This window comes from Olavius algarvensis spirochete endosymbiont, assembly GCA_900608495.1.
GTDB lineage: Bacteria > Spirochaetota > Spirochaetia > DSM-2461 > DSM-2461 > UBA2779.
In genome coordinates this window covers 100,021-121,516 of the sequence record UWYT01000194.1, presented here as the reverse complement: position 1 = coordinate 121,516, position 21,496 = coordinate 100,021, and the positions used below count along the sequence as shown (strand labels likewise).

Genomic DNA, 21,496 nt, shown 5'->3' with positions numbered 1-21,496 from the left:
AACACCAGACTAATTGCAGCAGCCATCCTCACCTATTCCTTGCTTAAGGCTTTGCTTCAAATCAAATAACTTCTGTTCACCTGCCTCGGGCCGGATGAATCTCACCTGGGCTTAAGGCACGGCCAGTGTTGCGGCCCTTCTTTTGAGCAGGAATCTTACTAACTCCACCTGCAGCTTTGCTGCGAATTCCTTATTAGACTCTAAGGAGGCGCCAGGGGGCCTGGCGGCGTCCTTAGCCCCAGGTGAGTGGGGGGGGGCAGAATGCACACGCATTTTGTCTATCCTTTGAGCGTCAGTTGGGAAGGTGAGCCCCATGCGCCAAGGGGGGCACATGGGGATGCTTATCGAAAGAGTTTAGAATATAATATCCGGCACTGACGAGGCAAATTTTTCCATCATGGATAGATATATAGAAGGAGAATAAGGGACGTTTTCTAGAGTTCATCTGTCTCATGAGGCCTCAAAAATCGAATGGGTTGCTCTTGCAACGGTTTATGAGCGGATGCTTGATTATGAACATTGGATAATTCAAGTATACGGGATTCGAGGGAATCCGTCGAAACAATATTGTATTGTTGATGAAGTAGGATAAACAGCCTCGATATTGAGAAGCTATTGACTAGCGAGTGCGCCGGGAAGTAAGGCATGGTGGATAATCAATAACTGACATAAGGGCTGTTGTAAAAACCTGGTTCCGAGTTTTAAGAGAATCCCCACGGGGATTACAGAATCAGTTCAGGCAAAAATCGAATGAATCCACTGCCACTCATAAGAGTTGTCAAGCTATGTCGTTATGTCGGTGATATTCGCAAAATCCCGTGGGTGCTTACCACCTCTCTGTAGGGCTGAGTCTTTGGAGATGAAGGCCGTGAGGGATATCAATCGCATCAGTATCAAAAAACCTACACTTTGCTTCTACAAGCGGGAAACATCGACTCTGACCTTCCAGTGAGTTAGTGTAATTTTGCACTGAGAAGCAGAAAGATGAGAACAGGAGCATGCAACCAGTCCTCATTCCAATGTTAAAATCGTCGCGAGGGAAATTGCCAAATTCATGATATCTTTTTTCTGGTTAACCTGGCTCTTCTTTAAATACTCATCAACAACAAGAATTCTACTTCGATTGTGAGATAGCTTCTAGTCAGAGCAGCTCCTGATGCGAGTTGCAAAGTTCGATCACACCAGGGTATTGAAGCTAAGAAGTTCTGTCTTAACAGGAATACTGGCAGTTTCTTTACCGATCGTCTAGCACCAAGGCGGAGCATCGGCTAAATTTTCTGGAACTGATTCGAAATTTGGCAATGGGGCGATAGTCTACTCTCGTCCTGGGTTGGGTCAAACCAGCTTCTAAGGAATACCTTGGGGTTCTGGGCATAAAGGTTTGTTCCGATCCATAAAATCCACTCGCGGCTTCTCCGCAAACATAGAACTCTGGAAAGGGCGAAAGCGATTTGTTGGAGATTGTAAGCTCAAATCATTGAATCGTCATAGAATGCTTTGAATTGCATCATTGGCTTGACCCTCGTTCTTACATGCCTATACTCAGTGTCAGTGTTCCGTGCTAATCAGTGTCAGTGTTCCGTGCTAATCGCACAGGCGAGTATGTCGGTGCATGCCCAATATACCCGAGGCCCGGCTTATATCGGTAGTTAATCCAGAAAACAGGAGTTGTAATGAGAAATGTGTAAGGCGCTAAATCCGAATTCTTTTAAGGATAAGAGAAAAGGCTCAGTGGTACTCTGCATTATGGACGGTGTGGCATTGGGTAAATATGAGGAGGGGGATGCGGTTAAAGCCGCGCATACGGAGATTTTGGATTATGCAATGCAGAACTGGCCTGGAACCAGACTCAAGGCGCATGGAACCTCGGTGGGATTGCCTTCGGATAGTGATATGGGGAACTCTGAAGTGGGGCACAATGCCATGGGTTGCGGCAGGGTTTTCATGCAGGGTGCCAAGCTTGTAAACAATTCGATAGAATCGGGAAGCATTTTGGAAGGGGAAGTTTGGAAGAGACTTGTAAGCAATGTAAAAAGAACGGACGGCGCGATGCATTTCATTGGCTTGCTTTCCGATGGAAATGTGCATTCCCACATTGAGCATCTGAGAACCCTGGTACTTGGCGCCAAATCTGCTGCTGTATCCAGAGTTCGGGTTCATGGACTTCTTGATGGCAGAGATGTTGGTGAGACTAGTGCTCTTGATTATTTCACTCCGTTTGAGGAGTTTCTGAGTGCGGAGTCCGGGGAGTCGTTTGACGCGAGGTTTGCTTCCGGGGGTGGGAGAATGAATATCACCATGGATCGCTATGATGCAAACTGGAGTATGGTGGAACGAGGTTGGAAGACACATGTACTGGGTGAGGGTGATATTTTTCGAACGGCAACTGAGGCTATCGTGGCTCTGAGGAAGCGAACAGGAATGATAGATCAGGACCTTCCGCCGTTTATTGTCGTTGGAGAAAATGGAAAGAGTGCGGGCCCCATATTGGATGGTGATAGTGTTGTTCTGTTCAATTTTAGAGGCGATCGGGCGATTGAGTTGTCGAAAGCTTTTGAAGGTGGCGCCGATTTTGATAAGTTTGATCGTGTTCGGATTCCCAGGGTTGAGTATGCGGGCATGATGGAATATGATGGGGATGCTCATATTCCTACCCAGTATCTTGTATCTCCACCCTCGATAGACTGCACTATGGCTGAATACCTAGTAGCCAGTGGCGTAAAGCAGTTTTCTATTAGCGAAACACAGAAATTTGGTCATGTTACATATTTTTGGAACGGTAACCGTACGGGCTATTATGATAAATCGCTTGAGGAATACTTCGAGATTAAGTCGGATATTATCCCTTTTGAACAGCGACCCGCCATGAAGTGTGCGGAGATTGCGGATAAGGTGATTGAGGTTATCGATAACGGGGAGTTTGATCTTATAAAGTTGAATTTTCCTAATGGCGATATGGTTGGCCACACAGGGAATTTTCAGGCAACCCTGGCGTCAATAGAAGTAATGGATATCCAGATTGGGCGGATAAGAGATGCGGTCGAAAGGACTGGCGGCATATTGATTTTGACTGCCGATCATGGAAACTCTGACGATATGTTTGAACGGAATAAAAAGGGCGAAGTTGTCTTCCGTGAAGATGGAAGGCCAAAGCCTAAAACCTCTCACTCTCTGAATCCCGTGCCTTTCCTGTTATACGATCCTCTTTATAATGGCGAGTATTCAACTGAGTTCAGGAAGAATTTAGGGATAAGCTCGGTTGCAAGCACCTGCATTAACTTGCTTGGATATCAGGCTCCAGAGAATTATGATGAGGGAATCATAGCTTTTTGAACTGGATGCTGTTTGATTGCCTAATCAGGCGTTTTCGCTGGACACCGCTGGTTCTTCGAGTTTTCATCGCGAAAAATCTCTTTTAAATAGCTCTTCTTGCTTGAGCTGTTTATCTAAGAATGGCTTGTAAATCGACAGACTGCTGTCATAGCGGCCGCAAACTGCATTTAAATGGACTTTCAAAAGTTAGCTCAAGTCTCTTGGCTTTGAGCTTTTCCACGCGGAATATGTAAGCCTCAAAAGGTGGATTCGAGCGTTTTGCCTCCATTCTGATTTGCCGGGTTTTATTACGGCCCATCTGGTTCATGCCGGAACTTCTTTGGTTTGCATCCACATAATCAATCCATCAATCTCTTATGATTTTCTTAACGGTTTTGAGCCAGCCGGTGTAGAATTTTTCCCGCTTATCTTCTTCCATTGTAGGCTCAAAAACTTTGGCGCGGGGAGGAGCGAAGTATCCATCTATCGATAACTTCGCAATCATGTCTAAGTCTTCCCAAACCCCGGCGCCCATGGCGGCCATCAATGCTATTCCCAGAGCAGTCATTTCTGCGAATCCCGGGCGTTCAACTGGCTTGCCAAGTATGTCAGCCTGGATACGCATCAATATATCGCTGTTGCTCACGCCTCCGTCCACTTTGATTCTACCCAGATGTTTACCGGCGGCACGAGACATTACTTCAAGCACATCTCTACTGCGATATGCAATGGACTCCAAATAGGCCCGACAAACGTGGGCTTTCTTGCTAGCCCTTGTCAATCCAATCAGGGCACCACGAGCATGGCTGGCCCACCAGGGGCTACCTAATCCCTGGTATGAAGAAATCAGATACAATCCACCACAATCGGCAACTTCCTCGGATAGTCGATTGACCTCCTCGAAGTTCTCAACCAGTTGCAAATCATCTTTCAGCCATTTGAGCAATGCGCCAGCCATGAACACGCTTCCTTCAAGTGCATAGGTCAGTTTACCGTCTATGCCCCAGGCCACTGTGGAGAGCAATCCGTCAGTCGAGTAAACGGGTTTATCGCCCACATTCATCAGTATGAAGCAACCAGTGCCATAGGTGTTTTTCACATCCCCGATTTCAAATGCCCGATGTCCGAAAAGGGCGGCATGCTGATCGCCGGCGATACCGCATATAGGTATAGGTAAGCCGAAAATTTTTGGATCCGTTTCTCCAAATAACCCGACGGAGGGACGAATCTCCGGCAGTATCTGATGGGGGATTCTGAATAATTCGAGAATCTCTTCATCCCAAAATCCGCTTTCCAAATTCATCAGCATTGTACGGGATGCGTTACTATAATCGGTTGCGTGAACTTTGCCCCCCGTTAGATTCCACAGAAGCCAGGTATCAACTGTTCCAAATAGGATTTCACCTTCTTCGGCCCCTCGAGCGATGTCCGGGTTTTTGTCGAATAACCAACGGATTTTGCTTGCGGAAAAATATGGATCTAGTACAAGTCCTGTCCGACTTTGTATTAGTTCTTGTTGTCCGGTTTTTCGAAGTTCCGCGCAGATTCCTAAACTGCGTTTGCATTGCCAGCCAATTGCGTATGCTGCAGGAATTCCGGTTTTACGATTCCAGAGTATGGTTGTTTCTCGTTGATTGGTGATTCCGATAGCTGCAATTTGAGAAATATCGGCATCCAGTTTTTCTATGGCTCGTTTTGTGACATTGAGCTGGCTCGACCATAACTCCATAGCGTCTTGTTCAACCCATGATTCTCTTGGATTGTATATCGTGAGCTCCTGCTGCGATGACGATAGTATAGTGCAGTTAGTATCAAATATAACCGCGCGGGAGCTGGTTGTTCCCTGATCGAGTGCTATTATAAACTGCTGCATGTTTTTTCCTGTTCGGTCAAGTATACGATAATAGATTCTATTGCATAATACTGATCAGGGTTCAGATGTAAACGATCAAGATGCAGATTATGCTTGGATGCTGGTGGGTAGAAATCCCCAACGCGGATTTCCGCATTCTTTGTGGAACCCCGATGGACAGTGTCAAACATCTTCGAAAAAATTAACTTGATTAAAAAAAAGTTCGAGCAGAATGGAATTAACCAGGCCCCAATGCAATACTCCTTTTAGATGTTTCTATTCAGAATGATAGTTTCTGGAACCGCGCAGAATTTCCGGTGCGGCTTCACTCCATGGGATGGCAATCCCGGGACACCCTGGCAATACTGGCGTTAAGCCCATTTTGATTGGTTTAGAAAGCACAACCACAATCTTTGAGCCGTGAAGTTGAAAATCTCCTGTGGCACCCGAGGATTAATTGATGTATTCCCGTTTTTTGATCCTCACACAAGTTTGCCGTGTGATGCAGGCGTTGAACGAAAAGGTTTGAATTTCTATTCATTTACTTACAGAAATAAAGAGGTAGGTGTTGATTTGAATCTGCCAGAGAGCAAGGATTAGTTTCCATCCTGCGCTCTGAGCCAGGTGAATGTGGAAGAGGACTATTTTTCGATAAGGTGATGGCTGGAATCCGGATAAGCCCTGTATGGGAAGTATAGTCACTTGCCGTGGTTGTAAATATCTGATAAACGTTGGGGCTGGGTATCGATTTTGCAATCGCAGTCCATTGGAATTGATCCAGCTTAAGATACGAGGTGTTTTTATTGCGCATGCTCACAATGATCATTTTGCTGCTTTAACCAGCCTGCTCCGAGGCGAACGGGGAATGCGCGTGTATTCAATCTCCGGTGATGGCGACGATCCGCCTCAAGTTTGCCGCCTTACTGGAGCGGGATTAGGATTCTCATAGACTATCTGGTGAGCACAAATTACCTCAGAGATGAAGTGCCCGATACTCTCTTGCCTATCGTATCTGGCTCTGTTGTTGCGGTTTTTAACGATTCAACTCTCCTGGTTTGTTTTGTCTCCGGCTCTTTAATCGGCGAAGCTGAATTCCTCGCGCAGACTCCATCCTTATTTACCTACCGTACTCGCAGACCTGTCCAGGCACTGAAGATTCTCGCAAATCTGTGTTCTCAAACTTTGAGCCAGACGAAGAATTTGGAAACTCGTATGCAGTTGCATCTTAGAATAGGGCGATTCTCTATTCGGGAGGATTTCCTGACTATGTGTTTCCATGCCCCAGGTTTGATGATCTTGCTGCGAGTATTTAAGGTGAGGGAAGATGGAATAAGGGTGAATTGCATTGTGTAAAATCTGGTACAGTTGTTGAATCAGGAAACGCGACTGAGCGGATAATCACCGACGTGGGTCAATTGAATTCTCCTTTGATTTTGCCCTTTATTATGAGAGGATTCAGGAAGTTTTGCGAATCTGCGAAAGCGATGTCTGCAACTTCATTTTGCCGGATAAGCTGGTTATGAGATATTCTGATTCCAGTGTGGTTCTTGACTAAATTGATTTTTTGAACGAGTTTTGCCATGCGATTACGGACAGGAGACGATTGGTGAACGGTTTTTTTGATGCACGCAACGTACGGGGTGTCACGATTTCTGTTTTTTTACTTGTACAGTTCCTATTTGTCAATTTTGTGGGGAGGGGAACTGAGATTTCCATCGTTGATTATTATGGCGTATCGGTTGTTTTGGACGGCCCTGCTGAATCTGTAGTCTCACTTTCGCCAGGTATCACTGAAACAGTGTTTGCGATTGGCTATGGGGGGCGGCTGGTTGGAAGGAGCGCGTACTGCGATTATCCGCCCGAGGTTGCCAATATAACGGTTGTGGGGAATATGATTGAACCTAACATCGAGCTCATAGTCGCCCTGTCTCCTGATATTGTGATTGCCTCTACTCATTTTACTCGCGAGGCTTTCGAAAAACTGATGGAAGTGGGGCTTAAGGTGGCCGTGCTTAAGGGACAGGAAACTTTCGAGGGTGTCTATAATGGGGTAATTCGTCCGGTTGCGATTTTGCTTGGCGATATGGAGGCAGGGGAGAAGTTGATTTTCTCTATGCAAGCCACCGTCGCCGATGCCATGAAGAAGGTTGTGCGATTCGCTGTGAAGCCGACCGTGTATTATGTGGCAGGATTTGGAGAGGGTGGAGACTGGACTGCCGGTGGCGATACGTTTATTGGCGAGATGATTGAAATGGCTGGTGGAGAAAACATCGCTGCCGATGTTAGCGGCTGGTCTTTCAATCTCGAATCCTTGGTTGAGCGAGATCCGGACATAGTGCTTATTCCACCTTGGGCTGAGGAGGTTTTTCCCATCACACCGTTGTATTCGGATTTGCGTGCGGTACGCAATGGCAATGCCATTGTGATGGATGATAGTTCCATATCCCGACAAGGTCCTAGAATTGCAGAGGCCTTTGCCCGCCTTGTCGATACGATTGGCGCATTTCATTGAAGAACAATAGGTTCATATTATTTGGCATACCGGCTTTGGTGTTAGCCCTTTTCGGCGCGGTTAGCTATGGTTCGATTCGAATTCCACTCGCGGATGTAATGGAAATACTGCTGCGGGGCGACGGAGGTAGCAGCTGGGATTTGATAATATGGAAGATAAGGCTTCCACGGGTTCTCTGTGCGGCTTTGGTTGGCGGCATTCTTGCCATTGGAGGCGTTACCTGTCAAGGATTGTTCCGCAATCCTCTTTCGGAACCATATCTCTTGGGCATTAGTTCCGGAGCGGCGCTTGGTGCGGCTATCGCGATTTTGTTATCGCCCCTTTCAGGAAGATTTGGCCTTGGCATCCTGGGTATTTTTGCATTTAGCGGAGCGATGCTTGTAACCATGATGGTTTTCCTTGCGGCGGGGCGGGGGGCCTTTCGGTTTCCATCAACCTTGTTGCTCTCGGGGATAGCCATTGCCCTGGTTTGCCAAGCGATAATCTGGCTGCTGATGGCCCTCAATCACAATCAAATAGAGAAAATTGTTTTTTGGACCCTGGGAAGCTTGTCCTCAGCCAGATGGGAAAAGGTTCTCTGGCTCTCAGTGACAACGATTCCATCAGCTATTGTGCTTGTCGGGATGGGCAGAATGATTGACGTGCTGTCTACCGGTTATGAGAGCGCACACGGAATGGGAGTAAAACCTCAAAGATCGGCCTCCATTGTTCTGGCTATCACATCTTTTGGAACCTCTGCGGCTGTTGCCGTTTCCGGGAATATCGGATTTGTGGGCTTGATGATTCCGCATATTGCCAGATTTCTAGGGGGGCCATCTCACCGGAATCTCATTATCAATTCCTGGATAGGGGGCGCGATACTATTGGTTTTAGCTGATTTTGCGGCGAGGATGCTGAATCCGCCGAGTGAAATACCCCTCGGAATTGTAACTGCACTGCTAGGGGCTCCATTCCTTTTGTTTTTAGTAAGAGGTAAGCGAGGTGAAGGGCGTCTGGATGGTTAAATCACCTCTCACCTTAAAAAATCTAACCTGGAAACCGAGATTCGGACAATTTCGGCTTGGGCCGATTTCATTAGAAATCCCAGATGGGAAATTCATAGCGCTGTTAGGACCCAACGGGGTAGGTAAAAGCTCTTTGTTAAGGTTGTTATCGGGAATCTTGAGACCCAGCAGTGGCAAAATTGATCTCTTCGGTAAGGATTATGGCATGTGGAAATCCAGAGAGAGGGGGAAGCTGGTGGCATTTCTTTCACAAGAATCGGAAAATCCCTTCGGATTTCAACTGGTTAAATATATCGGTTTGGGTAGATTTCCGCATCTTGGTTCTTTCAGGAGAATGGCTGTGGAAGATAGAAAAATCGTGGATTCTGAGATAGACGCCTGGGGGCTCGGCGAATTTCGAATGAGGTCCATAAGCAATCTCAGCGGCGGTGAATTCCAACGTGCTCGTTTGGCCAGGGCCCTCGCACAGCAGCCGAAAATCCTGCTATTCGATGAACCAGCCAATCATCTCGATCTTCAAAGCAGAGTGAGGATTCTCAGCCGACTTAAAGAAGAAGCGAAGAAAGGGAAATGCATCCTCGCGGCTATTCACGATGTCAACGATGCCATGCTTTATGCCGATGAAGTCTGGCTGCTGGACAATGGCAGAATACTGGATAGCGGTTCACCTTCGAGGGTTCTGCAATCCTCGCGACTTGCGGATATCTACGACATCGAGTTAACGCGATTTTTCAGCGCGGATGGCAGAATGATGCTCGGCATGCCCCCCGCGTCTGATTTGGCTCAGCACTATATGTGATATCGATGCTTATCGTACGTTTTGGAACATTGATATGCTGTGCGTGCTGCTCTTTTGTCGATTACTGCTTTGCTCAATAGTGATTAGCGATCAATCTGGACACTCGGCCCTTGCCACTTTGACAAGGTTGACATAGTGCCGCTTATCTGACAATACTGTCCAAAATACAAGTGAAAGGTGGTAAAAATCATGAATTATGAAATCAGTAAAACGACATTTGCACAGAAGAACTACCTCATTGTGCGAAATGAAGTTAAAATGGAAAACATCGCGGACAAAAACCTCTGGGAGAAAGCATATGAGAAAACTTATGGATATGCTAAGGAACATAATATCAAGATAGCAGGACCAGCCACGGGCGTTTATTACTCTTGGGACGCGGAAACGAATACCGCTGGCTTAGGCATCGGCTTTCCGATTGAAGGAAATCCAAAACCGAAAGACCCAGAACTCAGCGTCTACCAAGTAGAAAAGTCAAAGGCTGTGACAACAATACTTCGAGGCCCTTATGAGCATCTTAAGGAAGCGCACGAACAATTGATGAATTACATGATAGCGCACAAGCTTAACTCCACTCTCAACATTGAGGAATATACCGTTAGTTACTTTGAAAAGCCGGATCCCAAGGATTGGGAAACAAATATTTTCTATTTATACGATTAAACTCACAAATGCCAATCCGTTAGGTTTATTGAGAAAAGAAACTCCGCGCTGATAGCTTACATTTGGAACTGGCAACTGTGGACGAGGCTGTGATGCAACCCGGGGCTTAAATTTTTGGATAGCTGGACTTGACATTATTGAGGTGAATCTGCCAAGCTAAAAGAGGAAAGGTGTACTATTCTGGATATCTATCCGCCGATTTGCGCGTATCCCCTAAGGGATATTGATTTTGGATGTTTTTGGAGTGTTTTATGAGAAGAATCTCGTTAATCATGGTCGGTTTGCTTGCGATGGCGGCGTTATTCGCCAATGGTTGCAAGTTATGGGAAAAAGATGTAATAGTCCTTGCTCAAGGGAAGCCTGAAATTGATGGTCAGCTCAAAGCCTATGCTGCCGCCTGGGCCGAAGAGAACGGTGTAGAAGTAGTTATCAAATCCTGCGGTGGTGGAAATTGCGATCTTGGGCAGCAACTCAAGGCCGATTACGCCGCGGGGGAAATGCCGGATATATTTGCTATTAACGGTTTGGAAGATTATCTGGAGTGGCAAGCCATAGCTGCGGATCTCAGTGATGAAGCCTGGGTGGATAAAACCGATGTGGCCTTTGTCCACAACGGTAAAACCTTCGGCTTTCCCGTGTCGATCGAAGGCTGGGGGCTGGCTTATAATGCCGATATACTCGCCGAAGCGGGAGTGGATCCGAAAAGCCTGGTGAATCTTTCCGGCTACCGCGAAGCGTTCGCTAAGATTGATTCCATGAAGGAACAGCTTGGTCTGGATTCGGTTGTATCGATGGCTGCCGGCACCGAAATGTTTTGGGTTACAACTCACCACAATTTAAATTCCCTGCTCTCAAACGGGCTGCAGTACGGAGATACTTCGGTTGTTGATCAGCTGCTGGCAGGGCAGGTGGATTCCAAACGCTTATCTGAATATGTGGACTGGGTTGAGCTTCTATTTCAATATGCCGATAAAGCCATTCTCACCACGGGTAACTATGATGCCCAGGTTGGGGCTTTCGCCACTGGTAAGGCCGCCTTCCTTCATCAAGGAAACTGGACCGATCCCAACATGGCTGACGCAAATGCAACCTTTGAAATGGCCTTCGCTCCTCATGGCTCCATGGAAGCCGTTACCGACGGTATATTCGTATCCGCCCCGTCGTTTTACCTCGTAAATGTTGAATCTGCAAACGCCGAGCTTGCGAAAAAATTCCTTGTCGATTTAGCTACAACCTCCGCTGGCGCTAATTATATAGTTAAAGAAGCGAAAATGATACCAGCCTTTACTAACATAACCCTCAACCCCGATGGACAGCTTTCAAGTTCGGTTCAGGATTGGATGTCCCAGGGCAAGGTATATTCCTGGAATCAGTATCTTTTCAGCGCAGAATTTCGGGATAAGACTCTGGCCCCGATTTATAATCAATTTGCCAACGATCAAATTGACAAAGCCAGATTTATCCAATTGTTGACTGAAGCCTTCCAGAACCGATAGTTTGCGTATTGCAATTGCAATTGCAATGAGGACAAGGAGGGTAGATCCACCCTCCTTGTCTACTCTGAAAAAGATGAGGAACAGATTTTGTTGAAAAAAAGGAGTCAATTCGTTTTCTGGCTCTTTCTTATTCCGATTTTATTCGCCTTTTTGATGGTGGTTATCATTCCTTTTTTCTTGGGGATTTTTTATTCACTGACTAATTGGAGTTCGTCCGCTCGCTTGGGGGCAACGTTGGATTTTGTCGGGCTTACGAATTTCATCGAAAGCTTAAAGGATCCTTCTTTCATCTATTCTTTTTTGCTTACCTGCGTCTATACCACCTTAAATATTCTCGCGATAAATGCTGTATCATTCGGCCTCGCACTGCTTGTTACTTCAGCAATCAAGGGGCGCAATATATATCGTGTCGGGTTCTTTCTTCCAAACCTGATTGGTGGATTGATATTAGGTTATATTTGGCAGTTCATATTTAATAACGCAATACCAACCTTGGGCGAGGTGCTGAAACTACCGTTTTTATCCAATCCCAAAAACTTAATCCTCGCCAGTCGAAATGCCTCGGTGGTAGCCTTGGTTATAGTTGGTACGTGGCAGTATGCTGGCTACATAATGATGATTTACGTAGCGGCTTTGGAAAGTGTGCCGGTGGAATTGCTGGAAGCAGCTCGGATTGATGGCGCCAGCGGCCTTCAGCGCCTGCGCAATATCACTATTCCGATGGTTGCCCAAGCCTTCACCATTACCGTATTTCTTACCCTGGTGAATTCTTTTAAGCAGTTCGATGTCAATGTTTCGCTAACCGCCGGTGGGCCATCGACGATTTTCATGGGCAAACCTATGAATGGGACTGAACTTCTGGCCTTAGACATATATAATACGGCTTTCGTATCCAATAATCTCGCCCAAGGTCAGGCAAGGGCCTTCTTGTTCTTCGTGGTACTCGTATTGATTTCAGTGGTTCAGGTGCGGGCGGGCAAGAAACGTGAAGTGGAATTATGAAACAAAGCAAAAAACGCGTAATTTTTCTGGAAGCTCTCGGAGTTCTGTTTTTCATCTTATTCATGTTGCCCCTGCTGCTTGTTCTTATCAATTCTGCCAAAGATGCTTTCGATGTTACACAGTATCCACTGCGACTACCCGAGGACTGGGGACAACTCGGTAGGAATGTTGCAAATATTTGGGCCAATCCAAATGTCCAATATTCGCGGTCGTTTTTCTCTTCGGTATTAATCACGGTTCTGTCTCTCTTATTCATTATGTTTTTATCCTCTCAGGCTGCATGGGTTCTTGTGCGCACCAAGTCGCGGCTCTCTATCTTTATCTTCACCCTTTTTGTTGCGACAATGGTTATTCCATTTCAAATAGTTATGTTTCCGTTACTCTCCTGGTTCCGCACGGTAACGGATTTCACTGGGATTAGACTGCTGCGAACTTACGGCGGTATGATTCTAGCCTATCTTGGTTTTGGTAGCTCTCTTTCAATCTTCATGTATCATGGTTTTATCAAGAGCATTCCTTACGAACTCGAAGAAGCGGCTAGCATTGATGGATGCGGACGTATTCGGACATTTTATACCATTATTCACCCGATTCTCAAGCCCATCCACGCCACTGTATTGGTTCTTAACAGCATATGGATTTGGAACGATTATCTCTTACCTCTGCTTATTCTGGGCAAAAGTGGTCGTGTAATGACGATTCCGCTTGCTGTATCCAATTTCGCGGGAGCCTATGTTAAGCAGTGGGATCTCATACTAACCGCCATATTGATGTCTATGGTTCCTGTTATTATTTTCTTTTTGCTTGCTCAACGGAGCATCATCAAGGGCATGGTTCAAGGCTCAATTAAATAGCCAGCGAGTGTTGTGAGAGTTCGGGCAGGTTCTGGAAAACTTCAGAAGCCTGTAAATTAAGGATTGCACGGCAGAATACCGCATCTGCATCAATTGCAATAACATTCGAATCATCGTTGTAAGCTCTTCTCATGCGACGAAAGTCGTTTTCTATCTGAGCTTCGCTTTTCGGGAATCGAGAGATTTATCTAATCCATGTGTATGATGCATAGCAGGCACAAACGCAACTTTGCTTTGTATAAACTTACTTCCTGCATCTTGCAGAATAATCACAGTGTTGTGGAATCTCCATTAATTACCGGATATGATGGTTTGTAATGCAATCCTTCTTCTTGATGGTGAATCCAATTCGTGATTATTCTTGGGGTGATAATTACTACATACCGGATTTTTTGGGAATAGCGAATCCGGATGCCAGGCCCTTTGCCGAAATGTGGATGGGTGCGCATCCACTTGCTTCTTCCAAGTTGAAGATGAATGATGGTGGTGAATTGGAGTTAATCGAAACCATTGTACGCAATCCGGTGTTGATGCTGGGACCCGATAAAGCAAAGCAATATGGTTCACTTCCCTTTCTGTTTAAACTTCTTGCGGCACGAAAATCGCTTTCAATTCAAGCGCATCCATCAAAGGAAGCAGCGGAGACTGGGTTTCTAAGGGAAAATGAGAAGAAGATTCCCATCGGAGCGATTAATCGCAATTACCGTGATGATAATCATAAGCCGGAAATAATCATGGCTATTACACCCTTTAGCGCAATGATTGGTTTTCGGAGGTTTGCTGAGGTACGAGAGTCTTTTTCGATTCTGAAAACTGACAGTTTGAATTTAGGAAAAGGAATAGATGAGACTGAGATGCTCAAATCATTCTTTGTGAGTCTGCTTACTGCTGATAACGATACCAAAACTCTCCTGCTTGCTTCGGTCGTTGACGCGCTAAATAGATCTGAATGCGGTTGGGATTCTTTGCAGAAATATTGGATTTCCAGGTTGAGCGAGGAATTCCCTGGTGATATCGGTGTGTTGGCGCCGCTCTTTCTGAATGTTGTTGAAATTCAACCAGGGGAGGCATTGTTTCAACCGGTTCAGACGCTACATGCATATCTTGAGGGCTTTGGCTTGGAGCTTATGGCGAATTCGGACAATGTCCTGCGTGGAGGTTTGACTGGCAAACATGTTGATGTTGTGGAACTGGTAAGAGTGCTTGATTTTTCTAGTTCGACACCGCGGGTGCTTAAGGTGGGAAAGTCGGATTTGCGTGGCTTTTGCCGTTATCCAGTGCAGGTGGCGGAATTTTCATTGAGCTTGGCAAATCTGGGTTTGATGAATGCTGAGAAGCCAGATGATCTGCAGAGTATGGGAAACATCGTGAACGAGATTCGAATTGCGTCCGGCGAGGGACCACTGATTGTTCTTGCTATGGAAGGAAGAATTGTACTTGGAGATGGTACTGATGATTTGGTTCTGAATAGAGGTTCTAGTGCCTTTGTGCCCTGGACGGCCGAGGATGTTTTGATTAGGGGAAAGGGAAAATGCGCTATTGCCGAGGTTGGTCATGATGATTTGGGTTGATGGAGATTCGTGCGCTCGTGGAGCAATGGATGTCCTACTAAACTGTGCGCAGCAAAGAGGGCTTGATGTTCATGTTGTGGCCGATAGGCCAATACCAGCCGCTCAGGTTAGCTGGGTTTCCATGAGTGTTGTCAGTGGAGGGAAAGATGCGGCTGACGATTTCATTTCTTCTCGAGCTTGTTCAGGTGATATTGCGATTACAAGAGATTTCACTCTGGGCATCAGGTTGATTGGCAGTGGCGTAACTGTGATGAACGACTCGGGCAATATCTGGAAACTTCGGGACTTGAAGGCTCGGGAAGAGGAAGCTGAATTGATGCTGGCGATTAGACGGGGAGGAATCGCCCGAAAATCGCCGATGCATTATAGCTCGGAGGCAAGTTCGAAATTTGAGTCTTCGTTGCTGAGACTAATCGACGGCATGTAATTCTTTTTAATCCATCTATTGACTGCTCTGCGACTGCTCTGATTGCTATGTGTTCTGCGCAAAAATGCTTTTTACCCATCCAAATCTGCTCTTTGCGAAAGAGGCCGGCGAGGAGGAGTTAAGGATTTGTATTCTCGCTCTCATAGGTGGAACTGGTGCTTTGGCATTTTGCTTGACCAGGGAATGTCTTAGCCAACATACTTACTGATATATTGACCACATGAGAAAACCTTACCAAGCTATTTGAGGTGAGTCGCAACTGGAAATATATTTTGGAGGCTTGATTTTTTGAGCGCTAAGGCAAGGAGTTTTTACCGCAAACTGGCCTTTCTATGGGAGGATGAAACGATAGCTGGAGATGGACCCTCGAATGCCGCTCTGGATTTCCTTTCTACTTTGGCAAGCGGAGGAAACGATGATGATTTGGTTCCTCCGTTTCGAGGAGCATTGGAGCGTATTTACGCGGAATATGATGCTGCCGCAGATTTGGGTAGATTCCAGGCATTTGAGGAACTTGAAAGGCTTATAGATGCGAGGGGGACAGAATCCGATCTTGCGGATGCGATTTGGAAGGCATTTTTCCCTGAAGCCCTGTATTTGGATAAGGACCCTCATCAGCAGATTTCTCTTCTTAGACAAAATCGCCGGGTAAAGATTGTAAGACTTGCCGAGAGACCAATCGGGAATCCTGCGCGTGAGATTGTTTTCACTTCCAATGTTCTTCTTTCGCCACCTTTGGGCGATGCGGAGGAGGAATCGGGGAATATTGCGGAGGTGATTGAAGGGGCTAGGAAGGCGTCGAATGAGCCGCAGCTTTATTGGTATGATCATCCGATTCCCATTGGAATTCCGATAGCCAGCGATGAATTCGTTTATGGTCTTTGTGGACTTGCGGATGCGCTGAAATATGAGAAACTGCGGGGCAGTGTGTCTCCCGAGGATAGACTTACGGTGTTTCTTTCGGTTTCGGTGACTCATGAGGGTTTGCATGAGTGGGCACATCGATGGCTTCGAGCACGCTTAGCCGAGCTTAAGCCGGGAAGGCTAAACGGTTTAGATGTGTATGCTTTTACCGAGTCGGATACTAGGAGGATTGTCGATACTCTTGCGCCATGGCTGGGGAATACCGATGTTTTGGAATCGTTGCAGAAGTGTTTTGGGGTTGATGGTGAATATGGGCGGCACTATTCATTTTTGAAAGCCTTTCCCGCTCTTTGGTCCGTTTTGATGAATAAGGATTTTAAGGCGACTTTCAAATTGGATCTGGATCAGGTGGCTCCTCAGAATGAGCTGTGTGCAGAGACAGGTAAAAGTTTTTTTGAGCATTTTCGTACGCGACTTTGGGGAGCACACGGCGTGGACGGGAATGAACGCGAGGTTGATTTTGGCCTGATTGCTGGAGCCGTGGTGAATGAAAAGGATATCGTGAATGGGATTTTTACACCGGACATAATGTGGCCGGACAATATTCCCAGGGGGGAAGATCTGATTTTTTTCAAGCAGAGACCAATGGCCGTGTCTACCAGGGCGGAGTTGATGACTTGTTATGGTACTAAGGATGCCCCGGATGGCGTAACTGAGGCGATTCAGCGTATACATGCCACTGGCGGCACCGTGGGGATTCGCTTTGACGCTCTGCGACGTTATCGTCCCTTTACACCCACTTTTGTGGGACGCGCGGAGGATCAGGCTTATATCTTATCGGTTCTGGATTCCGATGGCAAAAAAAGGGCGTTGCGTTATGTTCATGCTTCGGGTTTGATTATGAGGCATGATAAGGAAGCGTTTGCAAACGAGGCCATAAAAGCGGCGAAGGCTGGCACCTATGTTGGTGATTTGTTACGTCTTTTCGTATTTAGTAGTTATGCTTCATTCTTGCCCGGAGGCCAAAAGGGGATAAAAAAAATTATCGACCCGTTTACTGGTTGTTTTATCACTCCTATGCCAACCACGCTGGCCCTGCTTAAGCTGGCACTTAATTTGTTGACTGTGGATGGTGGTAGTACGGAATTTCGCGAGAAGGTGTTGAAACTTGCGGGAAGCCGGCTTTCCAGATGGATTTCGAACTTTGATGGCGAGGCAGAGGGATTGGAAAGACTGTGGCATAGGGAACGGCGAGCCTGGGATGGCTTTTACGAGGCCCTAAACAAAATTGAGAAAGCTCTGCCTGCCGATCAGATTCGATTTGAGCGAAGCAGAAGAGCTTTCAGGAAACTGTGTTCGGATTGCAGAATTTCCACTTGAGTATTTTGAGTAAGCGACGGTGAGAATTCAGTGACTCATGGAACTGAAATTCATGACAGCCCGAACTTTTTGGCACAGATTGGAAGACACGATTCTTATACTGACTTCTCCTGGAGCCACTATGAGAAACGGTATTGCCCGGTGAGGCAGTAGCCGGTGTCTCCCGGATTTATTCGACATCCCAGTGCGAAATCTCAAATACACCAGGTAGCACTTTTCACGAATTCTTTATGGCAGATTCTCGGCTGCATTGGCACCGGAGCCAAAACAGGCACCCAGCGCACGGTTCAAATGGTATTCAAAAGCCCGATAGATGGCAAAATTGGAAGGATGAACCCGGCTTAGATATCGAGATTGGCGTTCGGACTAATCGCCTGGCCTTCCCACAACCAACCAATTGCCGTCCTTATCTGCCTCGATTAGAAATACCAGATAATCTATTTCAGGGCGCAATTCTTCATCCTTCTTGTTTAAGTGACCCATGAACAAATACGATTTTTCACCCGGAATCCATGGTCTTTCCTCATCGAACCACTCGGGGAAAAGCTGGTTAATTGTATTGATATCGTACAATTTGTAGTCGTACATTCTTTTGTAGTCTTCCAGGGTACCAACTTCCTCGATTTTCTTAGGAGGGTTCTGTTTATATTTTGCCACAGCCTTTCCATTATCCAATATTCGAATCGGGTTTGCTTGAGCGTTGAAATATCTTGCGAAATCTCCAGTGATACAGGCCTCAACGAAACTGAGGGCAAATTTTTCCGCAGCAAAGGGACTGAATCTAGGATTTTTCGCGTTTGAGTCGGCCGGAGCGGCCGGGCTTTCTCTAGGTAGCGGCGTCGCATAGGAAAGTAGAACTTCCGGCATCATTTTTTCACTTGGCGTCGTTTCCCAGGCTTCCAGAATAACCGAATAAATTTTTGCAGACATAGGTATGCGGGGGGGGGCAATCAACCTGGCCTCGATGTAGCCGCGTCCGTCCATTCCGATATTCTGACTGGAAAACTCGAACCAGTTGCTATAGGCATTTACTTCCCTATCTGCTCCCTCCGACCATGGATGAGTAAAGGTTGGACCAATTCTCGTTCCCCTTAGCCGAATCTGCATTGTTGATGGTCCGTTGGCGTGCCTGTGTTCATAATTAGTACGAAGGCGCCATCTAGTTTCCTGCAGGCCCGAATACTGTTCTATCCCACTCGAATCCCAATCTATTGCGGCGAGGGGTATCCATCCCTTTTCACTGCTTATTTCGATAGGAGTGTTAGACTTCGTTCCGAAAAGGTCAATCTTTTTAATCAAGCGGTCGTCATCGTTTGAAAAAAGTGTCAGATTCAAACCCAGAAAAATAGACAAAAATACCAGAGTCAAACGATACATTCTTATACCTCAAATATACTTATCGGCTATCACAAGACATATATGAGTGGCAGACAGTACAACAACGAAGCTTGTTTTCACACATGTTTTTCGAACTAACGATTATGGATTGTGGCGCAACACTCCACGAAACTATGCAGTCGATTCTCGCCCTCTACTCATCAGAACCTTCCCTGTTCTAACAAGCTCCATGATTTCGAACGGCTTCATCATAGTGTGAAAAGCTTCAATCTTGGTCGATTTTCCAGTTATTTGCAGAGTAACAGTGTCATCGCCCATGTCCACCGTTTGCCCACGAAAAGTATCTGCCATTTGCAATATCTCGGTTCTGGTTCTGGGAGTGCACTTTATCTTGAAGAGCGCAAGTTCCCGTTGCACGACATCTTCGCCAGCGTGATCGACGGCACGAATAACGTCAACTAAGCGATTGAGCTGCGCCATCATCAGGCTGAGAGTTCGCTCGTCACCGGTTGCCTCAATATTCATTCTTGAGAAAGCTGGTGTTTGAGCTTTGGAAACCACCAGACTATCAATATTGAAACCTCGTCGAGCGAACACCAGCGCCACCCTAGTCAGTACACCTGGCTTATTGCTAACCAATAGACTTATTGTATGTTTAATCGCTTTTTTCATCACGATACCACTCGAGGTCTTTTCGGAGGTTCAATTATCATTTCTTCCAGCGTTGCTCCGGCGGGGACCATGGGGAAAACATTGTCGTGCTGCTCAACCACGGCTTCAATGAGACAGGGTCCATCGTTCCAATCTATTGCAGCCTTCAAAGTTTTGCGAACGTCCGAACTGCGTTTTACTCTGAATCCCTTGATATTGTATGCTGAAGCCAGCTTGATAAAATCGGGATTGCCCACCAAGTCCACGCCTGTAAATCTGTTATCATAGAATAAGTGCTGCCACTGGCGAACCATCCCCAAATATCTATTATTCATCAAAATGATTTTGATAGGAAGCTTGTTGATTGTTGCTGTCGCCAATTCGCAGAATGTCATCTGAAATGAACCATCTCCCACTATGGCGTATATCGTCGCATCTGGCCTAGCCAGCTGAGCCCCAATTGCGGAGGGGAGTCCAAAACCCATTGTCCCGGCTCCTCCGGAGCTTATCCAGTTCTTGCCTTTATCCGTTTTTACAAACTGTGCCGCCCACATCTGATGCTGTCCCACGTCCGTGCATACAACCGCCTCCGGTCCTGCCAGCTTTGACAGTTCCTCAATGATGTGCTGTGCCCGTAATTTGCCCTCCTTTCGATATTTGAGAGGGAAACTGCGTTTCCAGCTCCTTATTCTATTGTTCCAGGACTTCAACTCACCAGGTTTGAGGTAGGCAATCAGTTCCTCCAAAGCCATCCTGGCATCTCCGATAACTGCGCAATCAACCGGAATAATCTTTCCGATTTCAACTGGATCGATATCAAAATGAATTTTCCTTGCATTCGTGCAGAATTTCTCAGGTATTCCGGTTATCCTGTCGTCCCACCGAGCTCCGATGCTTACAATCAAATCACTCTCGCATAAAGCCTTATTTGCATACGCGGTTCCATGCATCCCCGGCAATCCCAAACACAGCTCATGAGTATCCGGGAAACCACCCTTACCCAATAGGGTGGTAGTAACCGGAATACGCATTTTCTCCACAACTTCCATAAGCGCCTTAGACGCATCCGAGAGAATAACTCCGTGTCCAGACAAAATTACTGGCCTATGCGCCGCATTGATAAGATTCGCGGCTAATTCTAATTCACCAATATTGATTTCCGGGGCTGCCTGATAACCCGGCAAATCTTGCTCACACTCGATATCCACATTGACCATCGCGGCAGAAACATCTTTCGGGATATCTACTAGAACCGGCCCCGGACGCCCCGTTGTGGCTATGTGAAGCGCTTCTCTAATTATGCGAGAAATATCTTGAGGGTCTGAAACCCGATAAGAATGCTTGACAACCGGAAATGACATACCCATAACATCCGCTTCCTGAAACGCATCAAGTCCAATATTTGGTGTAATAGATTGGCCGGTGATAATTAGCATGGGAATTGAGTCCATCATGGCGGTCAAAATACCCGTTAGAGTATTAGTTGCTCCCGGCCCGGAAGTTACACATACTACACTAGGTTTACCACTAGTTCGAGCAAATCCATCGGCCATATGAGTGGCACCTTGCTCATGCCGTGTTAAAATCAGTTGAAGGGGATGATGCGTTAATGCATCATAAATAGGGATGGAATTCCCCCCAGGTATACCGAAAACATGGCTTACGCCACTTTGATGGAGTACATCTAGCATTAATTCGGCGGCTGTTTTCATTTTTCTAATCATGAATGCCACAATACTCAGGTATTGCAGTTTGATTCAAGTCATCAGGC

The 21,496-nt window shown here is 46.4% G+C and carries 16 protein-coding genes; 12 read left to right on the top strand and 4 right to left on the bottom strand.

Features of this window, described 5'->3' with window-relative positions; translation table 11 throughout:
- Positions 1-1,680 precede the first annotated feature (1,680 nt).
- A complete protein-coding gene (gene gpmI / locus S1OALGB6SA_RS06155; protein ID WP_037560677.1) occupies positions 1,681-3,333 on the top strand; it encodes a 2,3-bisphosphoglycerate-independent phosphoglycerate mutase in 1,653 nt (550 codons plus the stop codon).
- A 346-nt stretch (positions 3,334-3,679) separates the two neighbouring features.
- Here the strand turns inward: gpmI and glpK are convergent, their stop codons facing one another.
- Positions 3,680-5,185 carry a glycerol kinase GlpK gene (gene glpK, locus S1OALGB6SA_RS06150; RefSeq protein WP_124032869.1) on the bottom strand — a complete coding sequence of 502 codons (1,506 nt, stop codon included), beginning with the start codon at positions 5,183-5,185 and terminating at the stop codon, positions 3,680-3,682.
- Between the two features lie 936 nt (positions 5,186-6,121).
- Between glpK and S1OALGB6SA_RS06145 the strand changes: the two genes are divergently transcribed.
- The 11 genes from S1OALGB6SA_RS06145 (at position 6,122) to S1OALGB6SA_RS06095 (ending at position 17,736) form a co-directional block, all read left to right on the top strand.
- A complete protein-coding gene (locus S1OALGB6SA_RS06145) occupies positions 6,122-6,517 on the top strand; it encodes a hypothetical protein (protein ID WP_124032868.1) in 396 nt (131 codons plus the stop codon).
- A 253-nt stretch (positions 6,518-6,770) separates the two neighbouring features.
- A complete protein-coding gene (locus tag S1OALGB6SA_RS06140) occupies positions 6,771-7,676 on the top strand; it encodes an ABC transporter substrate-binding protein (RefSeq protein ID WP_037560681.1) in 906 nt (301 codons plus the stop codon).
- Positions 7,673-8,680, top strand: coding sequence for a FecCD family ABC transporter permease (locus S1OALGB6SA_RS06135; RefSeq protein ID WP_052079707.1), 1,008 nt, complete (start codon positions 7,673-7,675; stop codon positions 8,678-8,680). Before S1OALGB6SA_RS06140 ends, S1OALGB6SA_RS06135 begins: the two co-directional genes overlap by 4 nt.
- Positions 8,673-9,479 (top strand): ABC transporter ATP-binding protein, encoded by an 807-nt coding sequence (locus S1OALGB6SA_RS06130; protein WP_052079709.1) that lies wholly within the window; start codon positions 8,673-8,675, stop codon positions 9,477-9,479. The genes S1OALGB6SA_RS06135 and S1OALGB6SA_RS06130 overlap by 8 nt, the downstream gene beginning before the upstream one ends.
- 189 nt (positions 9,480-9,668) lie before the next feature.
- Positions 9,669-10,142 (top strand): GyrI-like domain-containing protein, encoded by a 474-nt coding sequence (locus S1OALGB6SA_RS06125; RefSeq protein ID WP_037560682.1) that lies wholly within the window; start codon positions 9,669-9,671, stop codon positions 10,140-10,142.
- Positions 10,143-10,393: 251 nt separating this feature from the next.
- Positions 10,394-11,638: an ABC transporter substrate-binding protein gene (locus tag S1OALGB6SA_RS06120; RefSeq protein ID WP_124032867.1), complete on the top strand. Its 1,245-nt coding sequence runs from the start codon at positions 10,394-10,396 to the stop codon at positions 11,636-11,638.
- A gap of 90 nt (positions 11,639-11,728) precedes the next feature.
- On the top strand, positions 11,729-12,640 hold the full coding sequence (locus S1OALGB6SA_RS06115) for a carbohydrate ABC transporter permease (protein ID WP_306766988.1): 912 nt from the start codon (positions 11,729-11,731) through the stop codon (positions 12,638-12,640).
- Positions 12,637-13,494: a carbohydrate ABC transporter permease gene (locus tag S1OALGB6SA_RS06110; RefSeq protein WP_037561852.1), complete on the top strand. Its 858-nt coding sequence runs from the start codon at positions 12,637-12,639 to the stop codon at positions 13,492-13,494. Before S1OALGB6SA_RS06115 ends, S1OALGB6SA_RS06110 begins: the two co-directional genes overlap by 4 nt.
- Before the next feature lie 317 nt (positions 13,495-13,811).
- A complete protein-coding gene (gene manA, locus S1OALGB6SA_RS06105) occupies positions 13,812-15,065 on the top strand; it encodes a mannose-6-phosphate isomerase, class I (RefSeq protein WP_037561853.1) in 1,254 nt (417 codons plus the stop codon).
- The gene (locus tag S1OALGB6SA_RS06100; protein ID WP_037561854.1) at positions 15,049-15,492 is read left to right on the top strand and encodes a DUF188 domain-containing protein; all 444 of its coding nucleotides are present in this window, start codon (positions 15,049-15,051) and stop codon (positions 15,490-15,492) included. Before manA ends, S1OALGB6SA_RS06100 begins: the two co-directional genes overlap by 17 nt.
- A 288-nt stretch (positions 15,493-15,780) precedes the next feature.
- Positions 15,781-17,736 carry a hypothetical protein gene (locus tag S1OALGB6SA_RS06095; protein ID WP_037561855.1) on the top strand — a complete coding sequence of 652 codons (1,956 nt, stop codon included), beginning with the start codon at positions 15,781-15,783 and terminating at the stop codon, positions 17,734-17,736.
- A 366-nt stretch (positions 17,737-18,102) separates the two neighbouring features.
- Here S1OALGB6SA_RS06095 and S1OALGB6SA_RS06090 read toward each other — a convergent pair whose 3' ends face one another.
- From S1OALGB6SA_RS06090 to ilvB, 3 genes are all read right to left on the bottom strand, one after another.
- Positions 18,103-19,113, bottom strand: coding sequence for a hypothetical protein (locus tag S1OALGB6SA_RS06090; protein ID WP_037561856.1), 1,011 nt, complete (start codon positions 19,111-19,113; stop codon positions 18,103-18,105).
- A 132-nt stretch (positions 19,114-19,245) separates the two neighbouring features.
- A complete protein-coding gene (gene ilvN / locus S1OALGB6SA_RS06085; protein ID WP_037561857.1) occupies positions 19,246-19,746 on the bottom strand; it encodes an acetolactate synthase small subunit in 501 nt (166 codons plus the stop codon).
- Entirely contained in the window at positions 19,746-21,449 is a 1,704-nt protein-coding gene (gene ilvB / locus S1OALGB6SA_RS06080; protein WP_037561858.1) for a biosynthetic-type acetolactate synthase large subunit, read from the bottom strand. Before ilvB ends, ilvN begins: the two co-directional genes overlap by 1 nt.
- Positions 21,450-21,496: the final 47 nt, after the last annotated feature.

Excerpts from the sequence above, each read along its gene's own strand:
- gpmI (WP_037560677.1), top strand. The coding sequence starts at position 1,681 with ATGTGTAAGGCGCTAAATCCGAATTCTTTTAAGGATAAGAGAAAAGGC.
- glpK (WP_124032869.1), bottom strand. The coding sequence starts at position 5,185 with ATGCAGCAGTTTATAATAGCACTCGATCAGGGAACAACCAGCTCCCGC.
- S1OALGB6SA_RS06130 (WP_052079709.1), top strand. The coding sequence starts at position 8,673 with ATGGTTAAATCACCTCTCACCTTAAAAAATCTAACCTGGAAACCGAGA.
- S1OALGB6SA_RS06125 (WP_037560682.1), top strand. The coding sequence starts at position 9,669 with ATGAATTATGAAATCAGTAAAACGACATTTGCACAGAAGAACTACCTC.
- S1OALGB6SA_RS06120 (WP_124032867.1), top strand. The coding sequence starts at position 10,394 with ATGAGAAGAATCTCGTTAATCATGGTCGGTTTGCTTGCGATGGCGGCG.
- S1OALGB6SA_RS06110 (WP_037561852.1), top strand. The coding sequence starts at position 12,637 with ATGAAACAAAGCAAAAAACGCGTAATTTTTCTGGAAGCTCTCGGAGTT.
- manA (WP_037561853.1), top strand. The coding sequence starts at position 13,812 with ATGCAATCCTTCTTCTTGATGGTGAATCCAATTCGTGATTATTCTTGG.
- S1OALGB6SA_RS06100 (WP_037561854.1), top strand. The coding sequence starts at position 15,049 with ATGATGATTTGGGTTGATGGAGATTCGTGCGCTCGTGGAGCAATGGAT.
- S1OALGB6SA_RS06090 (WP_037561856.1), bottom strand. The coding sequence starts at position 19,113 with ATGTATCGTTTGACTCTGGTATTTTTGTCTATTTTTCTGGGTTTGAAT.
- ilvN (WP_037561857.1), bottom strand. The coding sequence starts at position 19,746 with ATGAAAAAAGCGATTAAACATACAATAAGTCTATTGGTTAGCAATAAG.
- ilvB (WP_037561858.1), bottom strand. The coding sequence starts at position 21,449 with ATGATTAGAAAAATGAAAACAGCCGCCGAATTAATGCTAGATGTACTC.